This window comes from Psychrobacter sp. 219-2-C, from assembly GCF_049560815.1.
In the GTDB taxonomy this organism is placed as follows: Bacteria; Pseudomonadota; Gammaproteobacteria; order Pseudomonadales; family Moraxellaceae; genus Psychrobacter; species Psychrobacter faecalis.
On record NZ_CP186933.1, the window covers coordinates 1,557,125 to 1,576,537 of the forward strand.

Consider the following 19,413-nt stretch of genomic DNA (forward strand, 5'->3'; position numbering starts at 1 on the left):
TACCATAAAAGATGCAAACAATTAAATAACGACAGCCACGTCTGCCAATATACGTTGAGCGATAGTTTGTGTGACTTGTCCGCCAGTCACGTGTGCAGGCACGAAACGCTGACCAAGACGATGGTCAGTGACCGCCGCAAACACCGCTTGAATATCTTCGGGCGTCACTTCCATATGTCCCGATACATAAGCATATGCTTGCGCCGCACGCTGTAGTGATAGCACACCACGCGGTGATAAACCATGATAATCAAAGCTTGCACGCGTTTTTGCAACCAGTCTTTGCAGATAATCCAACACCACATCGGCGACATAAACCTGCTTGACGCCTTGCTGCGCTAATAGGACCGCCTCGGTATCTAGTACGGCGCCAAGCTGTTTTAATAGCTCACGGCGATTTTGTCCCTTTAACAGCTCGCGCTCAGCGGCAGGCGATGGATAACCAAGCGACAAACACAATAAAAAACGATCTAGCTGCGATTCAGGCAGCGGATAGACGCCCGCTTGCTGCAAAGGGTTTTGGGTGGCTATGACAAAAAATGGCTGCGGCAATGGATAGGTTTGACCATCTTGCGTCACTTGCCGCTCTTCCATGGCTTCTAATAACGCGCTTTGTGTCTTAGGGCTAGAGCGATTGATCTCATCGGCGAGTAACAGCTGCGTAAAGATAGGACCGGGACGAAACTCGAATTGCTGCTGACTTTGATCAAAAATACTCATACCCAAGATATCTGCTGGCAGCATATCATTGGTAAATTGCACACGGCTAAAACTCAACCCGAGCAATTGCGCCAAGCCTTGCGCCAACGTCGTTTTACCCATACCTGGCAGATCTTGCAACAATAAATGCCCGCCTGCCAAAATACCACTGAGCGCCAGTTTAACCACCTCGGGTTTATCTAGCACTATTTGATTTAATTGCGCCATTAACTGAGCAATTTTTTGCTGATTATGGCGATAGTCATTGGTGGCTTGGTTCATTATCGATTCTTGGCTCATTTTTTAATGAAATAGGTTTAAAAAAGAATACTTCTCTGTCAGGTATTTCTCAATCAGGCACTGCTGCTATTTTGTTTCATCAACTGTTGGTACCGGTGCCCGCAGCGTTGATAAATAAGCAATCACATCGGTACGCTCCTTACTATCGGGCATCGGATCTGACAGCATTTTTGAGTCGGGCATGGCTTTTTCAGCATCAGCGATATAAGTGTCTAATGTTTTGGCATCCCATACCCAACCTGAAGTTGCAAGCCCTTCGCTATAAGTATAATCCTCTAGCTCAGCAGCTTTTGCGCCATAAATATTCATCAGCTGCGGGCCTTTTTTATTGAGCCCAGGGTTAAGCTGATGACACTGACCGCATGCGTCTTGGTATATCAGCGCACCATTATCGGCATCGCCCTCAGTATAAAGCGGCAGCGTGACCGGATCTCGATAATCAGGGGGTGTTTTCTCACAAGCTGTGAGCGATAGAACAGTGGCCAATACAGCGCCTAATGGATATTTTTTGACAATAGACATGGTGGAATAATCTTAAATTGAGAAGCATGGGCTATGTATGCGTCTATCTCAACCACAATACAAGATAAAAAGGACAAACATACATAGCGCTGCGTAGAAGTATATATCGTTGCTAACCGTTAAATATGGGTTATGTGGTAAAAATAAAAATTAGTTACCTAGACTTAACTCTCGCTTGCCACTTTTATGGTATTACTAGGTGCTTCTAAATAATAACCCTGTAAGTAGCGTGCGCCCACGCTCCACGCGACTGACATGGTCGCCGCATCTTCAATATATGGCATCAAGACATCAACGCTAATTTCATTGGTACGCATGATGAGCGACTTAACCGTTTCTAAATTCTCAGGGTTATCAATCCCTTCGACATAATTGCGGGCTAAGCGCACCATATCAGGCTGCACAAAATTGGCCAGCTCAACCGACTTAGCTGATGAGCCAAAATTATTAATACCCAGCTGACAGTTTACTTGGTTAAGCGCTTTAAATTGCGATTTTGCGACAGTCAAATGATCGGCAATGTCTTTTTCATTAAACTGTAAGGTTAACGCGCCCGCTTTACCACCGACAGCATTGATGAGTTGACTAGCAACGCTCGGCAGTTTTTTATCTATCAACGACGCATTGGTCAGTTGTACCAATAACCTTGCATCTGGATGGGATTTACGCACGTCATTGATTTTTTTACAGGCATTGATCAATATCCAGCGGTCAATTTTTTCAAGGAGCTTGTGCGCTTTGGCCACCGCCATAAACTGGTCGGGGGTCAATACTGTATTATTTGCATCCGCTAGTGGCAAACGCAGATATACCTCAAAGAAATCACTACGATCATGATTGATGTCATATATGGGCTGGAAAGACAGCTCAAAGCGATTATTAGCAATGGCATCGACTAAAGACTCAGCAAGGGCATGATCATCACTATTGGCATGTTCGCTGGCGTCATATAGATGGTATTTATCACCGTGATTGGAGGTTTCAATCATAATTTGATTGATAGCATCTAGCGCCCGCTCAAGCAAAACTTTTGGCTCTGGCGTATTTTTTTCTATCTTCACGATCGCAATACTTGCTGTGGTACTTAACGTCCGTTTATCTACCTCAATAAACATCTGACTAATAGTCGAACCAATTTTCTCAGCCAATTTTTCAAGCACAGCGGTATTTTGATTTTCTACTAAGATGGTAAAAGCGGTATCGCTAAAGCGGCTCACATAGCTGTCTGCTGCTACCTCATTTGTCATTAGCTCATCTAAGGCATAGGCGACTTGCTGCACGGTGGTATCAACACCTTGTAAACCTAAGCTGCTTCTAATCTTACCCACATTATCGAGTTGAATATAAAATAATCCTGCCGTCAAAGCGCCTTGTTTTGCTTGTTCATACACTTTAGTCAGCTGCAATTCAAAACCGAGGCGATTATCAATACCCGTCAAGCTGTCTTTACGTTCGGCTGCTGCCAAACGCTTGGCAACGTCGGCGCTATTAGTGTTATTTTGCTGAATAATGATTTGGGTAACGGGCTCACCATCAAGCGTCGCGACTGCAAGCTGTAATTTTGCTTCAAAGGTACTGCCATCGGTACGTTTGCTTTCAAAATTAAACTCAACATCTTTGCGGTTGCCTTTATCAAATTGACGTAAAAACTGCTTAAAGGCTTTGACATTATCACCACCTGCTATTAAATCAATTACCGGTATACCAATAATGTCATTCATTGATTCAAAACCAAACAACTGTAAGTACGGGTCATTGGCAAAAATATGAATACCTTGATCGATATAAGCAACGGCACTTTTAGAGTTTTTAATCAGCACATTGGCGCGCTGCTCTGCTTCAGAGATGACATGCTGTAAAGTTTTAAGCTGTTGACGACTGCGTAGGTTGTCATGGAGCAAACAAATCGCCATGACTACTGCCATTTCTTGATCGGCGCTCAGCGCTTTGACCATTGTGCCATTTAAAATAGAAGGTAAGCCCGCTTCGTTATGAGCGTTGACTATCGTATCTTTATTTATCAAACAAACCGATGGCAAATCAATACCTTGCTCTTGAACAATACCGACCACCTCGGTAAAGTTCATATCATAAGCTTGCCCAAACACCAAGGTATCCCACGGCTGGCGTAACGCCTTTAGCAGCTCCTCTTTATCATCTAAAAACCCTAAGTTCACACTATCATAATATGAACCTAGCAAGTCGACGATACGCTCAGCATAAAGCTGGTCATCATCGATTACTAATAAGTTTAAGATGGACTGAGTACGCATAAGAAGCCTTTTAAATGGTAGTAGCGGTTTTGTCATTATAAACAATAATGTAATCGACTGCTGCTTAAGTTACAACCTCAAGGCGATGTTATAAACTCTTAAATAAACTTAAACCAAACTCACTTAGCCTATGATCAATTCTTAAGTATTGATCGTCCTACACTTATCTAAGCTATTAATAGATAACTATTTAAAGTTGTACCACTTCATATTGGCTAAACTCGTCGTTCATCATTAAACGCCGTACCAAGCGCAATGTTTTTTGTTTGCTATCAATACGCATCATGACTTTATCTCCTACTTGAAAATGGGAAGTCGGCACGATCAAACTACAAACAGTCTGTAATTGCTCATCGCCCCCAACGACAAGCGCTGGTACAAAATGCCGACTGCGATTGTCTCTATTGTGCAGACGAATACCACAGGCGATGAGCTGATGACCAAGTACTTGCCAATCAATTTCAGGCTTTTCGTTATCCATCTCGCGCCAGCGTACCACCCCTATTGACCAGTCAGGTGACGCTGATTGATGAGGACGACATAATAAGAACAGACTCATAATACGCAGTGATGGCGGTTTAATAGAATCTAGCACATCATTATTAGCAATCCTTGCTATATCTTTTATACCTTTAGGACTATAGTCTTTTTCGAGGGTATCATTTGTCTCTCCGCTTTTTATTGATGCCTCAGGGCCAAAAAATGAATGAACGTTTTTGCACGCCATATGCTCAGCCGTTGCCACTGGCTCTTTTGGTTTGGGCAATAATCGCAAGGTACGAAAAATAGAAAAATCGTCATTATTGACAGCGCCATCATTAAATCTACCGTCAAATGTCTCTACCGCTAACCCTTTATCGTTGGCATGTTTTTTTGGCAAGGTATCGTAGCGGGGTTGCTGATAATCTGGCAGCACTTTAGCGACAATCAAACTTGATAAGCTTTGCTCGTTACTGACGCGGTAATGAATGTCATTGAATCGCGTGATGACGTGAGCCTCTTGTTTGGCACTTTGCTTGATGGGTAGTGTCAAGCGAGGCTGGATATAGCGATAGCTTAATGTCATGGCAACCGTGTTAAGCAAGCAATATTCAGCGCCTTCTCGACCTTCCTCGATAAGTTTATCCCTACGCGATTTCAAATGAGCGACCAGCGGTGCTAACTCGATAAATACACAATCATGATGGGCATCATAAGGATTGATCGCACAATGGGCGGTCAAATACGTCGGTGCGCTGTCACTATTTAAATTGACGAACACCTTTGTCTCCGTCTGCGGCTCTACTGTTATAATAAGGTGTTCACTCCACTCTAATAGCAAACGCTGTACCATCAAGATATTGGCTCGGCGCATGGCACGCACGTTTAACAAGCTATGCAAACATAACTGAGCATATAACTGATGGATAGTATCCGCACAGTAGGTGGCGATATAAGTACTGACATCAATATCCACTGTCCGCTGTTGGCAAGCCATATAGTAGAGCTGATTAATATTAGACCATAAGGACGCTGTAGGCTTTTGATAGCAAAGCGCTTCTTCAAACAGTAACTTTTGATACATCAGCAGCGTCTGATAGGTTGCAATGGCCAAAGTAATCGGCGAGGATTTGTCATTGATAAAATAGCGCTGCCACAGATTGATGGCTGATTGCGACTCATTATCTGCTAAAAGAATAATCTCTCGTTTTATAACGCCGTCGTAACCCATAATCATTAAATAGTACAGCGACTTCACTTGTGCCACATAATCCAACTGATAAGCGTTGAAAGCCTGCGTCTCATAGATATAATGCTGGCGCAGCAGCGCAATCAGCTGATTGGCCGCATCCAGCACAATATTAAATAGCGTCAGACGTTGTCGATCATCTATATTTGCCGTGCGCAATTCTGTAAGCACTTGTTCTAATTGCTCTATTTGCTGCGTCTCTGTTTGCAGGGGCAACAGCGCAGCCCATTTGCGCAAATGCTGCTCATCGCTATTAAACGATCTAGGCAATGGTTGCGATAAGGGCGCATTCGTTGTTAAATACTGCTGAAATGTCGATAAATTTACCATTACTATCCTTAGTAATTGCGTAGGCTATCAATAGAAGTCTATCTCTAGAATTTACCTTTATAGACGACGACACTTAAGTACAAACCACTCGGGCACAAACTATTTAGGCATAGATCTCAAATTGACTGCTCACTGACCACTTTATGAGTTTGACTCAGAGTACTTTAACAGTGCCTATTTATGAGAATTTTTAAACTTATCACTAAAAATTACTATTAATAATAATTTAATCGTTATTTGTCTACTAAAATTCTGATGTACCATATTGCCTATTTTAAGTTTCATTGTAAATATCAATCGGTACTTTAAAGGGTTTATTCGGTAGTTCGCGCACCAATTTTGGCACTAAATAACCAGGTAATGCTGCCAGTAACGACCAATAAAGCGCAATAACAGCTTGCTCGTCACTATCAAAATGGGCAGCACCAGCTACCTTATCCAATACGTATAGATAATAAGGCAGGACGCCAGCAGCAAACAAGCGCTGACTCAATGCCGTTTGCACCGTCACGCTATCATTAATACCCTTTAACAGTACCGCTTGGTTTAATAAAGTGACGCCCGCTGCGCGCGCACGCTGCAAATACTCAGCGGTCAGCGCATCAATCTCATTGGCATGATTACAATGAATCACCATCACTATTTGGCAGCGACTTTGCGACAGTCTTTCTAATAGCGCCTCATCTAAACGCGCTGGAATGACCAATGGCAAACGGGTATGCAGCCTGATGGTGGTCAGTTGCGGAATCGCCTCTAAGGTATCGAGCCAAGCAAATAAGCGTCTGTTGGTAACATTTAACGGGTCACCGCCGCTTAAAATCACCTCGTTAATCTCAGAATGGGCGCTAATATAATTGATAATATGCTCTTTGGCATCGGCGGTTGGCATATTGGCGCTATAGTCAAAATGCTGACGAAAACAGTAACGACAATGGATGGCGCAAGCACCCGTAATGGTTAATAAGACTCTTGATTGGTATTTATGCAGTAAACCTTTCACCGGATTGTGCGTATTCTCGCTTAAAGGGTCTGCCACATAACCGGTCACAGCAATTTGTTCTTGTTTATTGGGCAATACTTGTTTAAGCAAAGGGTCATCAACGTCACCAACCGTCATTTTTGCCACAAAACCGCGCGGCACACGCAGCACAAAATGCTCAGGTATATAAACCTCTGAGCGCAATGATTCAAGCTTTAGTAGCTCAAGCAACTCATCAATAGAGGTTATCGCTTCGGATAATTGCGTTTGCCAGTTTTTTTGTGTGATTAAATGGTTTATCATGACAACCTTATACCTGTGCCCAAAAGCCGCTATTATACGCTCTTAGTACGTCTGCTATCAAAGCATACGAATTATTCATAAACCTCGAGCGTCATAGACAGCTTTAGCACAGCAAGGCGCAAACCCCACATCCAATTATTGATGACAATACTTACAACCCTTAGGAGTCTTCCGTGGCAAGTTTTTCTACTAACGAATTTAAAGCTGGTCTCAAAGTCATGCTCGATGGCAACCCGTATGCCATTCTTGAGAATGAGTTTGTCAAACCGGGTAAGGGGCAAGCCTTTAACCGTGTCAAAATGCGCAACTTACGCAGTGGTCGCGTGCTCGAGCAGACGTTTAAATCAGGCGATAGCTTGGAAGCGGCGGATGTGCTAGACACTGAAATGAACTATCTTTATAACGATGGTGAGTTTTGGCACTTTATGCACCCCGAAAGTTTTGAGCAATTACAAGCCGACAAAACCGCGGTTGGTGATGCGCTAAAATGGCTAAAAGAAAACAGTAACGCGCTTTGCACCATCACTCTATTCAATGGTGTGCCGTTATCGGTCACGCCGCCTAACTTTGTTGAACTGCAAATTACTGAAACCGATCCTGGTGTGCGCGGAGATACGTCAGGTGGTGGCGGCAAACCTGCAACTCTAGAGACAGGTGCTGTGGTACGTGTGCCGTTATTTGTCCAGCAAGGTGAAGTGGTTCGTGTTGACACCCGTACCGGCGATTACCAAACGCGCGTTAACTAAGCGTCTTTATCTCGTTTAAAAAAAGCTTAACCGCTATTAGGGGTTAAGCTTTTTTAATGTCAAATGCTTTTTAGATGAGGAAACTATTCTTCCATTATTCTTCCATCGATTGTTTATACATCAGCCAGTATTGCACCAAGGCATTAAGCTGCTCTTGTTTAAAGGGTTTGGTGCAATAATCCTGCATACCGACATCAAGATATTTTTTACGCTCACCATCCATCGCATTGGCGGTCAAGGCGATGATAGGCGGCAATGCTTGCGGGTCATAAAGCTCATGCAGCTTAATCGTCGCTTGTACACCATCCATAATCGGCATGTGATGATCCATCAAAATGACATCATACTGCTCAGGATTTAACGCAAAAACCTCTATGGCTTGTTGTCCATCCGTGACGTGAGTGACCGTATGACCGCTATTGTTCAGTGCTTTTTTAGCAATCATGGCATTGACGCTATCATCTTCAACCAGCAATATATGACCAATAAGCTCATGACTTGGTTCTGTCATACCAAAGTCGTTTGAGTCTTGCCAGTTCTCGTAATGTGCTTCATCGATAGGAGGTAGCGGCAATAATACGGTAAAGGTCGTACCAATACCAACGGCACTATCTACTTCGATATAGCCGCCCATCAGCTCTACCAAAGATTTACAAACTGACAGACCTAGACCTGTTCCACCATAAAGGCGATGAGTCGATTTATTGGCTTGATCATAAGCATCAAATATCGCCTCTAGCGATTCTGGCTTGATACCGACACCAGTATCTGTAACCTCAATACAGAGCGTCATGTCTTGATGTTTAACTGAACCTCTATCATCAGTATTATAATGAGAAGCTTGCTCTACTTGTAGCTCATGACTGCATATAGACTTATGATTACCGTATTTATCCTCACAAGGGTTGTTTTCCATGTGTTTAACGTCAATGGTCACCCGTCCGCCTTCACGAGTAAATTTAATGGCATTATTAACCAAATTTACCATAATTTGTTTGATGCGTACCGGATCACCCTTGATATAAGGCGATAATGCCTCGGTATAATGATAATCTAAAGTCAAACCGCGCTGACGAGCTTTGACCGCAAATAAACTCACCACTTCATTACAAAGGCTCGAGATGTTCATCGGTATTGAATCGATGGTCATTTTGCCCGACTCAACCTTTGACAAATCTAAAATACCGTTAATAATAGCTAATAAGTGCTCGTTTGAAACTTTAATATTATCGACGTACTCTTGTTGTTCAGCGCTGAGTTTGGTTTCAGCGAGCATCTCAACCATACCAATGATGCCATTCATCGGCGTACGTATTTCGTGGCTCATGTTAGCCAGAAACTCTGACTTCATCTCATTAGCATGCTTGGCATGGCGCTGCTGGTCTTGAAGTTTCAAAGCATCGGCAGCCATCGCAGCAAACTGCGCCAATATATCTGCGTCCTTATCGGTAAAATCGTGGTGCGCTTGCATATCCATCAAACATAAAGAACCCAAACGATAGGTCTTACCATCTTCGTGCATAATAATCGGCGCGCCAGCATAAAAACGCAAATATGGCGCTTCTGTCACCAACGGGTTTTGACTGAAGCGACTGTCTTCTGTCAAATCTGGCAGTACCAAAACCTCATCCGACAGGACAGTATAATTACAAATAGCGACTTTGCGTGACGTTGTACAAATACCATCGAGCCCAAGCAGCGATTTTAAATACTGGGTTTCCTCATCCATAAAGGTAATGGCTACGACTGGCATATTAAAAAACAATTTCGCAAGCTCGGTTAAACGCGCAAAAGCTGGTTCCTCATTATTGTTGAGTACCTGATATTTTCTGAGCTTACTAATACGCTCAGCGTCTTCCGCAGCGACAGGATAACGATAACCGATTTCTGACGAGTTAGATGTAGACAAAATGGACTCCGTTAATTCAGGTCAGACGCTTGACTTAACCGCCGCCTGTTTGAGCAGTAATTGTAATGCTTCGCTAACCATCAGCATCGCGACCACTGAGGTGACGACGACCGCCGAACCATAGCCACCGCAGTGTAAACCGCCTGTTTGACAGCTTTTATCAACACGTGGCGGCTCTGTCGAATAGACACATTTGATGCCAAATTTTTCTTTTAGCGCACTATTGATGCCTTTTTCGTGGCGCAGCTTATTGCGTAGCTTTGCCAACAGCGGATCTTGATAACTGTCCCGTAAGTCGCTTATACGAATCTGGCTTGGGTCTATCTTACCACCTGCTCCGCCTGCACACACCAATTTTAGTTTGTTAAAGCGGCAGTGCAGTACAATAGCAAGCTTAGCATTCATATCATCGATACAGTCTAAAATAACAATCGGATTTTTTTGCATAGCCATTTTTGCTTGCTCGCGCGTGGGCAATAATGCTGCGACATTTTCAGGTGTTAAAAAATCATCTATCAGATTTATTTTAACTTTCGGATTAATCTCACGGATACGTGTGGCCATTGCCGCGATTTTACTTTGCCCAAAAGTACTGTCTAACGCTGGCAGCTGACGATTGACATTTGACGCCACCAATATATCCAAGTCAATCAACGTAATCGTACCAACGGCGGTGCGCGCCAGCGCCTCTGCCGCCCAAGAACCCACTCCGCCAACGCCAATAACGTAAACATGCGCTGCGGCAAAAGTATCGACAGCAGAGGCACCGTAAAGGGTTTGCGTGCCTTTAAAACGGCGTTCATACTGCGCTGACGATTCATCAATCACATCGACGCTATTAGCAGCAAGTTGTTGCTCGCTGCGCGCAGTGACCTCTTTATTAACTAAAGTATCTGTTTGATTTATAGTTTGCTGCAATTGTGTCTCTTCGGTCATAACAAATTAAAGCTCGATTAAAAGGTTGTTTATTATTAATAAGTATTTTGGACTACTTTTAAGCTGGATAACGCCAATCGGTACGTAAAGCACTGCAACTGTTGTGCCACAATTGCTCAGCAAGCGTCTCAGTTGGCACCGCAAGTAATTCACTTAAACTGCCTAATACATAAGGTAAGTTGGCTGGGACATTTCTATTATGAGCGGGCGCATCGCCCCATTCATCATCTGGGCTTTGCCCAAGCGCTGACTGATTACCGATTGAGTCTTGGCACATTATCGGCGTCATATCTGGGCAATCCGTCTCGATGACCAAACACTCAATACCATAAGTATCGACCGCTGCTTGAATCGCACGGCGCAGCTTTTTGGCATTTGGATTGGTCACCTGACCGGTCACACCAAGTTTAAAGCCCAGTTTTACAAAGGCTTTTGCTTCTTGTTCACCGCCACTAAAACTATGGGCAATGCCGCCAAGCTCATGAGCATCATAGTCATGCGCCTTTAACAACGCCAATGCTTCAGCATGCGCTTTACGAATATGTAGCATCACAGGTAACTGGTGGCTCACCGCCATATCCAATTGCGCTTTAAAAAAACGCGCTTGCTTGGCGACCATATCAGGTTGTTTCATCTCATCCGTAAAGGTATCAAAGCCGATTTCACCAATGGCTAAAGGACGTTTGTCATTTAACATCTGCTCCATATTTTCTAAATGCTCATCGGTATGTTGGTCGATATAAAAAGGATGCAAACCTAGGGCAATATACGCATGCAGAGACATTTCTTTTTGCTTAAATGCCTGTTCTGAAACAGCATGTGCCTGTTTATTAATAAATTCTTTAGTTGCGTATAAACGGTCAAAGTGTCTGTGTAAATAACCGACCAATACCAAATGGCGCACGCCTCGCTGATACGCTTTTTGTATTTGCTCCTCTCTGTCGACATCAAACACAGGAGCGTCAAAATGGGTATGAGTATCAATGAGAGGAAAAATAGTAGGCAATTTCTCATTAGCGTTAAATGAGGCGTCAATCGCAGTCATCAATAGACTCCAAATTTAATAATTTTCATTATTTTTCTTAAATATAGACGTTTAATTCAAATTAGATAATTTATTAGCTGCTTTTTCGTCAGGCCCTTTATCATCGTTATTATTATTTGATAATTGGCTATCAGCCTTTTTACTACTACGCCGCGGAATCAGTAATAGAGCCATAGCGACCGCACTGAAGATTAACCATTTCTTTTTCTTTTGATGATCAAGATTGCTCATTAGTGCCGCCTATAGGTTCTAGCTACTTTTAAGATTCTAGCCATTTTTCACTTATTAGCTTAAAAATTACTAACTTAAACCAGTCTACTTAAATGACAGTTATCTAAAGAATTATCTTAAAAAATTGCTTATAAAAGCAATATGTTATTAGAGACACTATAATTATACGCCGCTTAAAGACGCCCTATGTTTATCTATGTTATGAATACGCAAGCTAATGTACGGCAGCGCTATCATGCCGTACATTTACTGATGAGATGGGCTTTACTTTAATCAAGAAGTTAGCGCCTACGTTATCCATTCGCAAGCGCTCTATATTAGAATTTAGCGTTTTAAAGGATAAGTCGTAATGCCACTACTACTAGGTGTATCTACTTTAGTAAACCCTTGCGAAGTTGGCTTTGGCGTTTGGTCACGCTTAGGTACCAGTGGGTTAAGCGGCATCAGCTCATAGTCAGCACTGACGTTGCCATTCCAACCTTCTGTACCACTAAGTGGCAGCTGTTTAATAGTGCCGTTTTTATCGATGACCAGCTGCAGGACGCGCATCTGATTGTATTTGCGCTCAGTCACACTAGCGACAGCCCCGCCGTCACGTAAGATGGTCGGCTGTAAAAAAATAATTAAGTTACTCTTTTGCGTGCTGTCATTATCAGAACGGAACAGCCGTCCGATAACAGGCATACTGCCTAAGCCGGGGACTTTTTGTTGGCGGGTGGTGGTGTTATCGCGCATCAAACCACCCAAAGCAATGGTCTGCTGATCGTCGGCGAGTATAGTGGTATTAATCAAGCTTTTATTGGTAATAAGACCGCTGGCATTGGCGGCGCTGCCAGGCACTACGGATGAGACCTCTTGCGAGACCTCTAGACGTACGGTGCCATTATCACCAATATGAGGAATGACATTTAGATTGATACCAATATCCTGGCGGTCAATGGTCTGAAAAGGATTGGTCGATGAGTCACTGCCTGTGGTATAAGAGCCGGTGACAAAAGGCACGTTTTGACCGACTAAAATACTGGCCTTTTCATTATCCAAGGTCAAGATTGATGGCATCGACAGCAGATTGGCGCTGGTCGAAGAATCAAGCGCTTGTAAGATTGCACCATAAAACTGAGTGTTACCTTGGCTGTCTTTTTTACTATCGCCGATACCAATTAACGCCCCAGCAATAGAGCCCGCTGCTGCACTAATATTTGCGCCACCTGATAACGCGGCGGCGGCAAGCGAGACGGCACTCGCGCCAACATTATTAAAGTTCACCACGCCATAGCCACTATTGGCATTACCCAGGGCCCACTGCACGCCAAGTTGGGTAGCGTCATCGCCTGAAACCTCAACAATCGCCGCTTGAATCAAAACCTGGGCACGGCGGCTATCGAGCTGAGCGACGGCATCTTCAATCTCAAACATCAGCTCGGGCGCGGCATTGACGATAACAGCATTTTGCGTTTCATCCGCGATAATGCTAAAAGGTCGCCCGCCAATACCATTACCTGTGCCACCTGAACTTGCCGTAGATAACGCTGCTCCCGTAGCGCCAGTATTGGTATTTGCAGCACTGTTGGTAAGCGCATTAGTATTATTGTTAAGGGCCGAGCCTGTACTACTGGCGCCGTTTAGCGAAGCTGACTCTAAGGTTGAAGCCGCACCAGCGCTATTAATAGACTGACTGGAAAGCAAGCCGCGCAGCATCTCTGCAATGTGACCGGCACTGGCATATTTTAAGCGAAAGACGCGCAGACCACTTAAACGTCTCGAAGGCGTGGTGTCTAATTGATTGACCATTTCTTGAACTTTGGCAATCATCTCCGGACTGCCTTTGACGAGCAGCCTATCGCTAGAGGTATCGGCAATGACTTTTAGCTGATTACTGCCACCTTGCGCTTGCCCGCTACCCGCGCTTGCCACCAAGGCGCTAATCAACTCCATCATACGCTCAGCGTCGACGTGACGCAGCGGTATGACTTGCAAACTGTCATTGACGTTGCTGTCTAAATCGCGGATAAGCGCCGTTAATTGGTTTAAGCTATCAGCGCGGTCTGACAATACTAGCGCATTAACGCCCGGTACCGCTGCTGCATGGGCGGACTGCGGCATCAAGGGACGAATGACGCCAAGCACTTCTGCTGCTTGGGTATTGGTCAAATAAATCACTCTTGTCGCTAAGGCTTCACCGACACTGTCCCCGCGTAAGTCCACCGCCACGCCAGATTGCTTGGCGACGTTATCTGGTACCAGCTTAATAGTTGTACCCGAATCGATAGCGGCAATACCATTGACCTGCATGACACTTAAAAACAGCTGAAAAATCTCGTCACGTGACAGCGCTTTATTGGAGATGACCGTGACGTTACCGTTGATACGCGGGTCGAGGACAAAGTTTTGATTGGTAATGGTCGCCACTTCATTAATAAATGCTTTAATATCGGCATCTTGCAGATTAACCTTCCAGCTTTCTGCATTGACCAGCCCTGTACTCGCTGCCCATAGCGGAACGGCTAAACATAGCGGCCGACACAAACGCATCAAACGCTGCAAGATATGGTACAAAGGCGTGACCGAAAAATTTTGAGAACTGACCATATTGATAATTACCTACAGTGATGACGCGGATATACTGATTTTCGTACTTACTGAACAAATCTTTTGCTGAATATAATATGAACCACATGTATTAACTGATGAAATTTTTTACTAAAACTGCTGGCGAATTGTAATAACTTGATCGCCGCGCTGTACTTCTATTTGCGCTTCGCCAGATTGTTTTACTTGCTGCAGTATACTGGCATCTTGGCCGGGATTACTGCCAACGCTTTGACCATTAACAGTCAGTACCTTATCACCCGGCTCTAGCCCTAAACGGTTACGCAGTTTGGCTGGCATGGCGGCGGTGACCTGATAACTTTCACCGGACGCCATTACTCCCATCCGACTTAAATAACTGGCTGGGTTTGATTGTAATTCGGTGACGGCTTCATCAATTGGCGACTGTGGCTCGCTATCATTACTTGCGTCACTATTTGGCTGCATCTCAGGATTGCCTTGCTCGGGCATCGGTGCATTAGACAGGTTTGGCAACATACTATTATCGGGCAAACGCTGATTGCCCACCGCACCCGCCAGCATGGCACTTTGATCAAGCGGCATGGCTTCTGGCATTCTGATGACGACTTCTTTATCGTAAGCATCGGCGATAATGACTTCATTCCAATCGACGGCGACCAGCGTATAGTCACTGTCTTTTAAAGTGTCACCGATACGGTAATTTTTCACTTCGCCATTGACGTCCAGCATCGCCGAAGACAGACTCTCTGGTATGGCGATAAGCACACCTTTTAACGAAACATTAGGCGGCGGCTGTACTGGCGCAGCGATAGGATCTGGGTCAGCAAAAATGGCAAATAAACCACTATGATCTGCACTACTGTTCGCCGTATTCTGTAAAGGAGCAAGCGGTAAGGCAGGTGCTAATGGCGCAGCCAGCAGCAACCAAAGCAAACGCGCCGCGCTCCAGCATAGCCAAACAATCGCTAATAGCAATAGTGCTGCTGAAAAGCGATTTAGGGTATTAATAATAGGTTTTAAACGGCTAGATACATCGGCAACATTCATCATCTAGCGCGCCTCTAAGCCGTTAAGCAGTGGCTGGCGCACACTGACCACAGGCGTATCTTGTGGGGCTTGACCTTTATATTCTGGCATATTTTCTAGTAGACGCTGGGTTAAGCTCACATCTAGCATATTATCGCCATCGATATACAAATCGCCCAGGCGCTTATCTTGATTGTTGATAAGATTAACATGCAGTAGATTTTTATTATTTTTTTGCTCGGCACTAAGCTCGGCTCGTAGCGCGGGCATGGTGATATAAAAGACCTTACCGCCACTAGGATAGCCAACTTCACCGCCAACCCATGTTAGCTGACCGCTTGCCTCCCTAAAACCAGCGGCGTTTTTACCTGAACTGCTTGACTCAGAATTTTTAGCAGATTGACGTTTTAATGAAACGTTATTGACCTGAATTGGGGTGTTAGGCAGCTGCCAATCGACCACATTTGATAAAGTTTCAGGGGCAATTTTACCGCTCATGTTTTGAATTTGCCATGAGCTGGTGCCTACTTTCACCTGACCATTTAAGCGGGTCTGCTCTGAGCTGATATCGACTTCTGCGCCTAATTTGCCTAATAGTAGATGCCACGGCTGCCACGACCACTCAGCAGCACCGGTAAGCGGTGTTGCTGACACGGGAAATTGCCAAATCACTGAGCCTTGCCATAAGTTGCCAGACACATGTTGTACATACGGCGTATCAGGGGCATATTTTTCAAGTAGCCAGGCTGCTGGCATTTGCAACACGGCAAATAGCGCGAAGAATATAAAGCCAAGTAGCCACCAGAGCTTGCGGGGACGCTTGTGAGACGACGTGGAAACGTGAGGCACGGTAAGCTAACTCTTATAGAAGACAAAAACGTCATTATCATAGCAAACAATGGCATACAGATGACAGAAAAAAAGCCAGTATCTTTGCACCAAAATAGTGGCGATAAAGAGACTGGCTTTTATCTAGCAACTTATTTTATGAAACCATCATAATTAATAATACATGAAAGCAGAATAGAATAAGCCTTTAACCAAGAGTTTTTAAATGGCTAGATGGCAAAATCTTCAAGCTTGCGACCTAACGCTAGTGCATCTACCAACCAAGTTGGTTTGCGTCCGCGCCCAGTCCAAGTTTCTTCATTATTATCGGTATTGCGATATTTAATGCTGCGTTTTTTCTCCAGCTTCTCGCCTGCTTGCAAAATCTCTTCGATGCTGGCATCGCTTTCTTCAGCGATTTTTTCAAACTGCATATAGGCGTCATATAAACGCTGATGCTGTTTTTCTTCAATCAATTGCTGCGCATTTTCAGTAATCGCGCGTAGCTCATCAACGTTTAAACTATTTAAATCTATGACGTTATTTTTGTTCATCGTAAACTCCACTTTTATATTAAGGCTATAACCGAGTTGGATTTTTACTAAAAACTTATGCGTAATAAAAATCGTAAGTAGCAGTAATATAAACAAAAATATAAACCGCCACAAGTATTGATTGATATTTAATAATAAATGCCAGTAAGCAAATAACTATTTCCAAAAAAATAAACTTTTATATTAAATAGAATTTATCATATAAAAAAAAGAGCCTCTAAATGTAGGCTCTTTTCTCTGATTTAATCAACACTATGGTCTAAGGTGCATCCTAGAACGGAATATCATCATCTACCGGACCGTCAGGCATTGCCGTCGGCTTTGTTTGGGCAGGTTTATTAAATTGGTTCTGCTGTGCAGGCGCATTTTGATTATTAAAGCTGTGTTGGTTGCTACCCTGAGCGCCGCCTTGGTTATAACCGCCTTGTTGGTTATTCCCCTGTTGGCCAAAGTTATTTTGGCCACCTTGGTTTTGGTTCTGACCAGCAAAACCGCCACCCTGATTGCCATAGCCGCCTTGGTTCTGATATTGGTTCGAGCCTTGAGCGCCACCAAAGCTGCCGCCATCATTACTACCGCCGCTCGCACCATCGAGCATTTGCATTTGCTCAGCACGAATCTCGGTAATATAACGGTCTTGGCCGTTAGGATCTTGGTATTTACGCGTACGCAAGCTACCTTCGATATAAACCTTACTGCCTTTACGCAAATATTGCGCTGCGATTTCGCCTAGACGGTTGAACAATGAAATGCGATGCCATTCTGTCGCTTCTCTTTTTTCACCGCTTTGCTTGTCAGTCCACTGCTCTGAGGTGGCAACCGAAATGTTGGTCACGCTACCGCCATTACTGAATTGGCGAGCCTCGGGGTCTGCTCCAAGGTTACCGATGATGATAACTTTATTAACTCCGCGCATAATATCGTCCTTTTACTTATAAATAATTTGTTTATCAGCTTTAATCGAGTATTTAATATAGAGTATGAATACTAGCAGTAATATGACTTCACTTTAACCATTTTTCTGTTAAATATCTAGGGGGCTTTGCGCTAAATGCGACAGCTCTTGTCGTGCAGAATCTGTCAATTGCGTTTTATCCAATTTTAAATAAGCGACCTGCTCTTTTGCCATCACGACCAACTCATCAACGCCATCTACCGCCAGCATTTGCCGTGACCAATCTTGGATATTGATATCTTTGGGAATGGTCACCGTGGTGCTTGATAAATACGGTGGATCAGCAATCGGAATAATCAGCAGCAATGCCGCGCCCATAATAACAGCCAATACGCCCCACGCCAGTAAATTCGGCTGGGTTAATAATAAACCGCCCATCGCCCCGCCAACAAAAGCACCAAAGAACTGACTTGATGAGTTTAGCCCCATCGCCGTTGCTTTATTGGCAACGGGCGCACGCTTCGATATCCATGAGGGAATGGTCGCTTCGAGTAAATTAAAGCCCATAAAGTACAGCAACAAGCCTAGAATAATACCAACCCCGACCTGACTACCAAGTGCTAATAATGCCAGAGCCGCGGTCATTAACGCAATCGCTGCCAAAAATACTTGGCGCATTTTGCGCTTCTTTTCAGCAATAATAATAAAAGGTATCGCTACGGCAAAACCAATAAATAATAACGGCAAATAAACCAAACCTTGCTGACGTACCGATAAACCAAGTACTTCACTAAGTTGATGCGGTAAGATAACGAAGATAGCCGTCATGGTTAAATGCAGGGCAAAAATACCGATATGCAAACGGTTTAAATCGCCAATTTTTAGCACATCTGCCAATTGCTGACCAATCGACTTGTTATCGAGGTTGTGCTTAAGCACCCGTAGCGGCGTCGGTACGAACAATAATAGCAACATCGCTAAAACAGCGAAACCAGCGGTGAGCCAGAACAGCCCTGAGATACCAAGCGAGCCGACCAATAAAGGCCCAAAGGCAAAGGCCAGCATAATAGAGGTAGCAATGGTCAAACCCATGGTCGCCATCGCTTTGGTGCGCATCTCTTCACGCGTCACATCAGCAAGTAGTGCCATCAATACCGCCGATACCGCGCCACTGCCTGCCAGCGCCCGCCCGATAATGACTTCGTAGATATCAGTGGCATTGGCAGCGATGATACCGCCAATAGCAAATAATATCAGACCCAAAAAGATAATCGGCTTACGCGGAAACTTATCCGCGGCAAGGCTCATCGGTATCTGAAAAATCGCTTGCCCGAGCCCATAAATACCGACCGCCAAACCAATCAGAAACGGCGTTGCGTGCGCATAATTATCACCATACACCGAAAACACGGGCACAATCATAAACAGGCCAATCATCCGTAAGGCGAAGATACCACCGACCCCGAGAATTGCCCGTTTTTCTACGCTATTCATACTTGCCTCACTGGTTCATCATTGCTGGTTTATCACTGCGGCT

At 44.3% G+C, this 19,413-nt stretch carries 16 protein-coding genes; 1 reads left to right on the top strand and 15 read right to left on the bottom strand.

The features are described from left to right. Window positions 1–21 precede the first annotated feature (21 nt). From ACPEGP_RS06270 to epmB, 5 genes are all read right to left on the bottom strand, one after another. A complete protein-coding gene (locus ACPEGP_RS06270) occupies window positions 22–981 on the bottom strand; it encodes an AAA family ATPase (RefSeq protein ID WP_223808479.1) in 960 nt (319 codons plus the stop codon). An 84-nt stretch (window positions 982–1,065) separates the two neighbouring features. Further along, complete coding sequence (locus tag ACPEGP_RS06275; protein ID WP_423812926.1) at window positions 1,066–1,521, bottom strand: c-type cytochrome; 456 nt, start codon at window positions 1,519–1,521, stop codon at window positions 1,066–1,068. 164 nt (window positions 1,522–1,685) lie between these two features. Continuing rightward, window positions 1,686–3,794, bottom strand: a complete 2,109-nt coding sequence (locus ACPEGP_RS06280) for an EAL domain-containing protein (protein WP_423812927.1) — start codon at window positions 3,792–3,794, stop codon at window positions 1,686–1,688. Between the two features lie 190 nt (window positions 3,795–3,984). Further along, window positions 3,985–5,853 (bottom strand): hypothetical protein, encoded by a 1,869-nt coding sequence (locus ACPEGP_RS06285; protein ID WP_423812928.1) that lies wholly within the window; start codon window positions 5,851–5,853, stop codon window positions 3,985–3,987. Between the two features lie 274 nt (window positions 5,854–6,127). After that, window positions 6,128–7,135 (bottom strand): EF-P beta-lysylation protein EpmB, encoded by a 1,008-nt coding sequence (gene epmB / locus ACPEGP_RS06290; protein ID WP_286795732.1) that lies wholly within the window; start codon window positions 7,133–7,135, stop codon window positions 6,128–6,130. A gap of 173 nt (window positions 7,136–7,308) precedes the next feature. Between epmB and efp the strand changes: the two genes are divergently transcribed. Beyond that, complete coding sequence (gene efp, locus ACPEGP_RS06295; RefSeq protein WP_286795731.1) at window positions 7,309–7,881, top strand: elongation factor P; 573 nt, start codon at window positions 7,309–7,311, stop codon at window positions 7,879–7,881. Between the two features lie 94 nt (window positions 7,882–7,975). On the opposite strand, the gene ACPEGP_RS06300 is transcribed toward efp, so the two are convergent. The 10 genes from ACPEGP_RS06300 to ACPEGP_RS06345 form a co-directional block, all read right to left on the bottom strand. Continuing rightward, a complete protein-coding gene (locus tag ACPEGP_RS06300) occupies window positions 7,976–9,790 on the bottom strand; it encodes an ATP-binding protein (RefSeq protein WP_423812929.1) in 1,815 nt (604 codons plus the stop codon). 21 nt (window positions 9,791–9,811) lie between these two features. Then, entirely contained in the window at window positions 9,812–10,618 is an 807-nt protein-coding gene (locus tag ACPEGP_RS06305) for a tRNA threonylcarbamoyladenosine dehydratase (protein WP_416375582.1), read from the bottom strand. Between the two features lie 166 nt (window positions 10,619–10,784). Further along, window positions 10,785–11,771: a TatD family hydrolase gene (locus ACPEGP_RS06310; protein WP_423812930.1), complete on the bottom strand. Its 987-nt coding sequence runs from the start codon at window positions 11,769–11,771 to the stop codon at window positions 10,785–10,787. 51 nt (window positions 11,772–11,822) lie between these two features. Further along, window positions 11,823–12,002 carry a hypothetical protein gene (locus ACPEGP_RS06315; protein WP_144296610.1) on the bottom strand — a complete coding sequence of 60 codons (180 nt, stop codon included), beginning with the start codon at window positions 12,000–12,002 and terminating at the stop codon, window positions 11,823–11,825. Window positions 12,003–12,326: 324 nt separating this feature from the next. Continuing rightward, window positions 12,327–14,591, bottom strand: coding sequence for a type II secretion system secretin GspD (gene gspD, locus ACPEGP_RS06320; RefSeq protein ID WP_423812931.1), 2,265 nt, complete (start codon window positions 14,589–14,591; stop codon window positions 12,327–12,329). A 111-nt stretch (window positions 14,592–14,702) separates the two neighbouring features. Beyond that, on the bottom strand, window positions 14,703–15,623 hold the full coding sequence (locus ACPEGP_RS06325; RefSeq protein WP_423812932.1) for a type II secretion system protein N: 921 nt from the start codon (window positions 15,621–15,623) through the stop codon (window positions 14,703–14,705). Continuing rightward, window positions 15,624–16,355, bottom strand: a complete 732-nt coding sequence (gspN, locus tag ACPEGP_RS06330) for a type II secretion system protein N (protein ID WP_423812933.1) — start codon at window positions 16,353–16,355, stop codon at window positions 15,624–15,626. It lies immediately after the preceding gene. A 302-nt stretch (window positions 16,356–16,657) separates the two neighbouring features. Continuing rightward, window positions 16,658–16,981: an H-NS family nucleoid-associated regulatory protein gene (locus tag ACPEGP_RS06335; RefSeq protein ID WP_144296613.1), complete on the bottom strand. Its 324-nt coding sequence runs from the start codon at window positions 16,979–16,981 to the stop codon at window positions 16,658–16,660. Between the two features lie 271 nt (window positions 16,982–17,252). Continuing rightward, complete coding sequence (gene ssb / locus ACPEGP_RS06340; RefSeq protein WP_423812934.1) at window positions 17,253–17,897, bottom strand: single-stranded DNA-binding protein; 645 nt, start codon at window positions 17,895–17,897, stop codon at window positions 17,253–17,255. A 108-nt stretch (window positions 17,898–18,005) separates the two neighbouring features. After that, window positions 18,006–19,370 carry an MFS transporter gene (locus tag ACPEGP_RS06345; protein WP_289047516.1) on the bottom strand — a complete coding sequence of 455 codons (1,365 nt, stop codon included), beginning with the start codon at window positions 19,368–19,370 and terminating at the stop codon, window positions 18,006–18,008. Between the last annotated feature and the right edge of the window lie 43 nt (window positions 19,371–19,413).